The 7,993-nt window shown below is 27.8% G+C and carries 6 protein-coding genes; 2 read left to right on the top strand and 4 right to left on the bottom strand.

Annotated elements, in window-relative coordinates; genetic code table 11:
- Positions 1-1,207: tetratricopeptide repeat protein (locus E6A48_RS05865; RefSeq protein WP_219709135.1), on the top strand; the 1,207-nt coding region annotated here is incomplete at its 5' end.
- Between the two features lie 5 nt (positions 1,208-1,212).
- Here the strand turns inward: E6A48_RS05865 and E6A48_RS05860 are convergent.
- Positions 1,213-3,801: an ABC transporter substrate-binding protein gene (locus tag E6A48_RS05860; protein ID WP_219709134.1), complete on the bottom strand. Its 2,589-nt coding sequence runs from the start codon at positions 3,799-3,801 to the stop codon at positions 1,213-1,215.
- Between the two features lie 188 nt (positions 3,802-3,989).
- Positions 3,990-4,496: a hypothetical protein gene (locus E6A48_RS05855; protein ID WP_219709133.1), complete on the bottom strand. Its 507-nt coding sequence runs from the start codon at positions 4,494-4,496 to the stop codon at positions 3,990-3,992.
- Positions 4,497-4,640: 144 nt separating this feature from the next.
- On the opposite strand from E6A48_RS05855, the gene E6A48_RS05850 reads away from it, so the two are divergent.
- Positions 4,641-6,260: a CTP synthase gene (locus E6A48_RS05850; protein ID WP_219709132.1), complete on the top strand. Its 1,620-nt coding sequence runs from the start codon at positions 4,641-4,643 to the stop codon at positions 6,258-6,260.
- Positions 6,261-6,411: 151 nt separating this feature from the next.
- Here the strand turns inward: E6A48_RS05850 and E6A48_RS05845 are convergent, their stop codons facing one another.
- Both E6A48_RS05845 and E6A48_RS05840 read right to left on the bottom strand, forming a co-directional pair.
- A complete protein-coding gene (locus E6A48_RS05845) occupies positions 6,412-7,248 on the bottom strand; it encodes a prephenate dehydrogenase (RefSeq protein WP_219709131.1) in 837 nt (278 codons plus the stop codon).
- Between the two features lie 40 nt (positions 7,249-7,288).
- A partial coding sequence (locus E6A48_RS05840; RefSeq protein WP_219709130.1) for an NYN domain-containing protein occupies positions 7,289-7,993 on the bottom strand: 705 nt, incomplete at its 5' end.

Here is a 7,993-nt window from a genome sequence, read left to right as displayed (position 1 = left end):
GGCTTATAATAATTTAGCTAATGCATATTTAAATTTGAAAGACTATGATGAAGCTATAAGATATTTTAAATCTTCTATAGATATTAATGATAGCGATGAGGCTTATTATGGAATAGCTATTTGTTATTATAGTAAAGGAGAAAAAGAGACTTCTGCATATTATTTAAATAAAAATATTGATAATATAAATGAAAATTATATAGATATGCTTTTTAATATTTACATAGATTTAGAAGATTATGATAAAGCAATTGTATGCGTTAGAAAAAATAATAAATATTATGATAGGCTTATAAATATTTTGTATAATAAAAAAGAGTATTCAAAAATAATAACTTTATTTGAAGAAAACAATATCAATCTAGTTAATAATGAAATTATAGCTAATTCATACTTCTACACAAAAAATTATGATAAAGCTATAGAATATTATAAAAAACTTTTAGAAACAAATAAAGACAATTTTATTTATTATAATAATATTGCTATTTTGTTTTTCTTAAAAAATGATTACCCTTCTATTGTAGAAACTTATTTAAAATATTTAGAGAATAATAGTTTAGCGAGTTACAGTATATTTTTGCTTTCATACAGCTTACTTGCAAACAAAAAAATTAGTTATAATGATTTTTTAAAACTAACAGATAAATGTTTAGAGAAAAGCATCACATATACAAATTATACAAAAACAATATATCAAACTTTTAAATATGATACCAACACTTTAAAAACCATATTTGAAAACAGAATACAATTTTGTGATTCTCATACTATATTAAAAGATGAGTTCACAGAAAATCATTTAAGAGCATTAAAACCTATATTAGAAAAAATGAATATAATTTCGTTTTATAAAAATATAGATGATATTAATAATTGGAATACTGACACTATATGTGTAGAGTATGAATTATTGAACCATAATATATGCATTGCTCATAAAAACGATAACATTGATATATATGGCAAAAAGGCTAAATTTTTATCGTCTAATGAAAATATAGAATACGGCAATTTGCTTTCTATTTTTTATAAAGAGAGAGATAAAATAATATCATATAAAAAAGAGTTAGAATTAAAAGTAAAAGCAGTATATTTATCATATAGTTTTGATGATTCTGATATAAACCTCATGAAATGCATACTAAAAAATGAAAACATAAAGCTATACAAAATGAATAATGATAATTCATATAATGAGATTTAAAATATTTATTGTAATATAAAGTTTCTTGTTTCTATATAAGGCGTTTCATCAGCAATATAAGACTCTATTACAACAATATAGTTTCCTTTTGGAAGAGATGCTAATTCCTCTTTTGGTATAGTAAGCTTAAACACATCATTTTCTAAAACTGCCTCATATTCCCTTTCGCCTCCATTTTGTAATTGAAGAAGCACTTTTACTTTTGTATTAGGGTCTGGCATCTCTAAAGCATTATTAGGATAATTGTATGATGAAACATAAATATCTATATTCATATCATTGTTTTTATTTACTATTGCAGGCATTTCAATATCTTCTATTCTGCTCATTTTTGTTGATAATTTTTCTATCCAATATTCAGCAGTGTAAGCATAATCTTTAAAAGCAGTTAATTCTATATAATTAGCCTTTGAATCTATTCTTGAAATAAAGAAAGGACCGTTTGATATATAAGCGTGTCCGTACTTATCTATAAAGTCAATAGCAGCCTGATATCTTTTAACAGCCTCTTCTTTTGTGATAAAATCTTCTATTCCAACAGGTATATATTGAGAATCACGCATTTCAATTAATTTTTCTTTTATGTCAGATACACATATAGGATTTTTTACATCTATAGCAGTCAATGATTGGTCTTGTGAAATAGTATAAACATTACCAGATTTAGAGCCCTCAAGGACCATTTTCATTATAGCTTCATTTATCTCAAAAGGAATAACAGTGTTTCTATTAGGGTTTCCTATTTTAGGACCAACTGCAGCAATAGCAATTTGTCTATTCATATCCATTGGCCAATAATAATTTCCATAGAGTGTAAAACTTCCATCTTCATTTATTACACTTCCAACTGCATTATCCATAGCAGAAGTATATCTTCCAGCCATAGCAGAATCATAATACTTATCATTTTCATTTGTCTTTGTTATTATGTTTGCAATAAACACACTTCCATACATCAAATCAACTAAAGACGAATCTATGCCATGATGCCATTTAAAGCTTTTTGGTTTAAAATCACATTTTACATAAGCAGTAAGATTATCAGCCTTTTTATAAATTATCTCACCATTTTCAACTTTCGTAGTTAAACCTTCTTCCCATTTTTGAGTATAAGGGTTATACATTTTAGCATTATTAGGAACTTTCACAGTACCTACTGGTATGCCGTTATCACCAGCTCTAACACCTATCTCTAAACTATTAGTATCTGCCTCGCCAAGTATAAACTCTGTCTTTGCGGTGGAAGGCGATTCAAATGTAGCACCAGCATCAGAGCAAGGACCTATCATTATAGCAGAATATGCATCAGAAAATCCACCCACTCCCACAGGGTCCCAAGGACTTATAAATAATGAACCTTGTGCAGAATGCTGAAGAACTCTTAATACTTTTTCACCGTTTCTATTTGGCTTTATGTCGGCACTTCTTATAGACCAATCATTAACACCATCGCCTACTCCGTAAAGCATTCTTCTGTTAAATCTTTCTTTGTTTGCTACAAAAAACTGCGTTTGAGAGTTTAAATATATTCGCACAGCATCTTCAAGCCCAATTTCCTGCAAACGCATATTACCATTCCAATATTCATCGGCAGTTAAAAACCAACCGTTTGAATTTTTATCGCTTATTCTAGAAGCTTCTTTGTTGTCATAATTCCAAAACTCAGCAATATTTCCTCCAGGCATATAGTTCCCTTCTCTTACATACATTTGCCTAAGCGTAACGTCCCACCAAGCTCTTGTAGCCCCTGCCCCCCAAGCTTCTGTTATAATATTCCATTCATAATCTTTTGGGTCAGAGCCGTATACAACTTGGGTGGATTTGTTTCTATCGTACAATAATTTTTCTACTTTTATGCCTGTCTTTTCTATTAAGTCGGATATTGCATTGCCTGCAGGAAGTCTTCCTGTGGGGTCATCTACTCTTATAACAAACTTAATAGTTACTACTTCACCATTATATTTCCACCAGCCATTTTCTTTTTTTAACTTTCCTCTGTTTTCTGGAAGATTAGCTGCTTTTTCCATGGCTTTATTTATATCGTTAATTGCTTTCTCTTCATTGCCATTTGCTGTCATACCCATTTTTGAAGGAATGAGATTATATCTATAAGTACCAGGCTGACCTGGTGTTGCCTGAGTAAATGAAGGCTCCCCTGCCCCTCTTAAAATTTCATCAACAAGCTTTTTTCTGTCTATTAAAAAATTCATTGCAAATCTTACTTCTTTTATAGCAAGAGGATTAAAGTGAGTTTTGCCGTCTCTTGTAGTAACTGTGTATGGGGCTTTATTTGGCACAGGGTTAAATAGCAAAGACCAAGAACCAGAAGGCACAGCATAAGTATCAAGCTTCTCCAAATCCCTTTCATTTAATGATAAATATGTGCTTCCATCTATTCCGCTAGCCATTAAATCAGCACGTCCGTCTGCCACATCTTTAATAGCTATTGTCATGTCGGTTCTCACTTCATATATTATTTTATCTATTAATGCCCCGCCTCTGTCTATCTCTTTTATTTCTTCTTCACTATTATTAGAACATGAAATTAATATAGTTAATATTATTAAAAAAAAGAATTTATTATTATATTTCATTTTAATCCCCAATTAGATGCAATAATACGACTTAACATAATATATAACATAAGAAATAAATGTCAATAAAATAATAAATTTATATTATAAAGAAAAAAATTGTCTTTTATCTAAAAATAAAAAGTAGGCATACAGATAAAAAATCTATATGCCTACTTTTATATTCTATTATTTAATCATTTATAGTTTTATTTATTTTTATTCCAGTGTATAGACTTTATATAAAGCGATGAAAGATTGGTTAAATCCTTATCATCTTCTGCCTGTGTTGACAATATATAATAAATATCATCTACTCTCCATAATGTAAACTTTTCATTATTTGAAGTGGTATTATATTCTACAACAATGTTATTTTCTTCTTCTGTAAAGTTTTTTCCACTATTAACATACTCCCCATAAAATGAAAGTAAATTATTTGAGTTCTTTGAAGCTCTGTAAGTATAATTATTATTCATATAGTCAAAATTAACTTCAGCAACATCTTTATTAGCTATAAAATATTTAGCATTTTGTCCATGTTCCGGAGGAGCTACTGTAATTCCTATACCCAAAGGGATAAAAGAGTTTGGAGAATCTACTTGAACATAATCAGCAACCACTTCCGAAGGAGAACTATTTTCTTCTTTCTTGTTTGAAGCTGTACAAGAAGCTAAAAACAAAACTGTAACTAAACTAATAAACAATCTCATCATAACTAACACCTCTAAAAAATAATTATTTTTTATTTCTAATATATAACAAAAAATATTAAAATTAATAAAAAATTTACCTTGATTTTATGTTTTTTTAATGATATTGTTTATAATCAAAATATTAAAGGAATAACAGAGGAAACTATGGATACTAAATACATATTTGTAACAGGCGGAGTTGTATCTGGACTTGGTAAAGGTATAACAGCTGCTTCACTTGGAAGACTATTAAAGGCTCGCGGTTTAAGTGTAACTATACAAAAATTAGACCCTTACATCAATCTTGACCCGGGTACTATGAGTCCTTTTCAGCATGGTGAAGTTTTTGTTACTGATGATGGGGCTGAAACAGATTTGGATATTGGGCATTATGAAAGATTTATTGATGAAAATTTAAATAAATACAGCAATGTTACTACTGGTAAAATATATCAACATGTTATAAATATGGAAAGAGAAGGTAAATATCTTGGCGAAACTGTTCAGGTTATACCTCATATTACAAATGAAATAAAAAGAAGAATATATAGAGAAAATGATACTAAAAAAACTGATATAGTAATCACAGAAATAGGTGGAACTATTGGAGATATAGAATCATTGCCATATATTGAAGCTATAAGACAGGTAAAAACAGAATTAGGACAAGATAATGTTTTATATATACATGTTACGTTAATACCTTTTATAAGTTCATCTGAAGAGATTAAAACAAAACCAACTCAGCATAGCGTAAAAGAACTTATGCAAAGTGGTATTATACCTGATATTTTAGTGTGCAGAACAAATAAACATTTAGAAGAATCTCATAAATCTAAAATAGCATTATTCTGTAATTTACCTAAACAAAATGTATTTGAGAACTTTGATGAACCTAATATATATTCTGTACCGCTAATGCTTGAAGCACAGGGTCTTTCTGATGTGGTATGTAAACATTTCAAATTAGAAACTGCTAAGATAGATTTATCTCATTGGACAGAATTAGTAGCTAAACAAAAAAATATAGCTATACAAAATGAAAAAGTTACTATTGCTGTTGTTGGAAAATATGTATCTATGAAAGATGCTTATATATCATTAATAGAGGCATTAAATCATGGCGGAATATATAACGATATTAATGTTGATATAAAATGGATAAATGCTGAAGAATTAGAACACAAAGATGATATATCTGAATATTTCAAAGATGTTAATGGACTTATTATACCGGGTGGATTTGGTGAGAGAGGACTTGAAGGTAAAATGAATGCAATAAAATATGCTAGAGAAAATAAAATGCCTTATTTTGGAATATGTTTGGGTATGCAGCTTATGAGTATAGAATATGCAAGAAATGTATTAAAGCTTGAAGATGCTAATACTATAGAAGTGAATGAAAATTGTAAAAATCCAATAATCACTATGATGGAAGAACAAAAAAAGATTATGCTTAAAGGTGGAACTATGAGACTTGGTGCTTTTGAGTGTAATATAAAAGAAGGTTCTTTAGCTCATAAACTTTATAATTCCACAACAATAAGTGAAAGACATAGACATAGATATGAGTTTAATAATAAATATATAGATAAAATGGAAAAAGCAGGATTTATGATTACAGGTAAAACAAAAGATGCTGATTTAGTTGAAATAGCAGAAGTAAAAGAGCATCCATTTATGATAGGAGTTCAGTTTCATCCAGAATTAAAATCAAGAATAACAAATCCTCACCCCATATTTGTTGGCTTTATTGATGCTGCTAAAAAATTTAAAAACAAATAATTTTTTATTTGAATTATAAATACTAGCAATTTTTAAGTTTGTTTAAATTTAGTTTTATATTATTAATGTTTTAGGCGGATAGTACTAGAAAATAATAAAATATAAAAATTCTAAAATTAACAAGCTTAAAAATTTTCAGTATATAAAAAAGTTACTTGATTTTAAGATTGTTCCATTTCTCTTTTATACTATTAGAACTTAACATTAATTCTCTAAGTTTTTCTCTGTCTTTACTTTGCAATGCTTTTTGAAAATCCTCTAGCCTTTTTATATATTCTTCTAAAGACAAAGATAAATATTCAGAGTTTCTTGCAAAAAGTTCACTCCACATATTAGCATCTATTGTGCCTACCCTCGTATGGTCGCCTAAACTATTTCCTTCAAATCCAAGAGAAGCTAAAAAATCTTTATGATTAACTATAGAACAGGCTATTATATGCATAAGCTGACTAGTAAAAGCTATCATTTTATCATGCTCTTTTTCTGTTGATACAATTATATTTTTGCATCCTATATTTAAAGCCAAAACTTCTATTTTTTTTATGTCTTCTTTATTAGCATTATCATTAGCTATTATTATAGCGTTGGAGTTTTTAAATAATGATTCAGTTGAGTTATTATATCCGCCCTTTTCTTTACCAGCCATAGTGTGAAGCGATACATATTTTTTGTTTTTTGCCGCATTAAATATATCAGTCTTAACCCCGCAAAAATCGGATAGTATTTTATCATCTGTTATAAATGATGAATATTTATTTATAATATCTAAAGCTATAGAAGGCAAAGTGCATATCATAATAATGTGAGCCCAAGAAAACATCTCTTCTATATTTGAATAATCATAACTTCCTTTTTGTATGTATTTATCTTTTAAAGCATTATCTACTGTTTCTTTATTAGTATCCAAAGCCCATATATTATAACCATTTAAAGCCTTAACTAAAGAGCCACCCATTAAACCCAAACCAATAATAGCAATATTAATCATAAACAAATCTCCAAATATATTAATAATTATTAAATAATATCTAATCCAAACTTCTAAAAAAACAATGAAGCTTTTCAATATCATCTATACTAAAATAATCCCTATCTACTTTTATATCTATATCATTTTCTATTAAATATTTAAATAACCTTTTTATCTTTTTGAAATAAGTCTTTTCTATGGCACTCTCACCCTGCTCTAATTTAAAATCCATATTTACTTTATTGCATATATCAGATATAGAAAATTTCTTACTTTCTGTATTATTATAAACTTCAACAATCCTATTATAAAAAAACTTCAAATACTCTAAACTATATTCATCTAATTGATTAGTTTTATCATTTTCTTTTGATTTATATTTTTCTATCTTAAAAATCTTATTAGAAACATTTTGAAAAATATCTCTATTAGAATTAGTAATAGTTGTAACTATAGCAGTTATAGCACCATGCCTTTTTAGCCTCTCCATTACAATAGTATAATCAACATCTCTGCTTACAAATACTATTATATCCATATTCTTATTAAACACAAAATCTTCAAAAGCATCTATAGAAGAAATCATATCAGACATGTTTTTGGCTTTATTTATATGCACAGAATGAATTATATCTATATGCAAATCTCTAAGTTCTTTTTCGTATAGCTTTATAGATTTATTATCTCCATAGGCTTTTTTTATTGAATAGTAAATATCTTTATCTTTCAAATTACTCCTATAAAATTTAATTATATCTTCAAG

The organism is Brachyspira pilosicoli (genome assembly GCF_019402445.1).
Lineage (GTDB): Bacteria > Spirochaetota > Brachyspiria > Brachyspirales > Brachyspiraceae > Brachyspira > Brachyspira pilosicoli_B.
This window is presented reverse-complemented; position numbering and strand designations above follow the sequence as displayed.

Bases quoted from the DNA above. Each gene is read 5' to 3' on its own strand.
- E6A48_RS05860 (WP_219709134.1), bottom strand. From the start codon at position 3,801: ATGAAATATAATAATAAATTCTTTTTTTTAATAATATTAACTATATTA.
- E6A48_RS05855 (WP_219709133.1), bottom strand. From the start codon at position 4,496: ATGATGAGATTGTTTATTAGTTTAGTTACAGTTTTGTTTTTAGCTTCT.
- E6A48_RS05850 (WP_219709132.1), top strand. From the start codon at position 4,641: ATGGATACTAAATACATATTTGTAACAGGCGGAGTTGTATCTGGACTT.
- E6A48_RS05845 (WP_219709131.1), bottom strand. From the start codon at position 7,248: ATGATTAATATTGCTATTATTGGTTTGGGTTTAATGGGTGGCTCTTTA.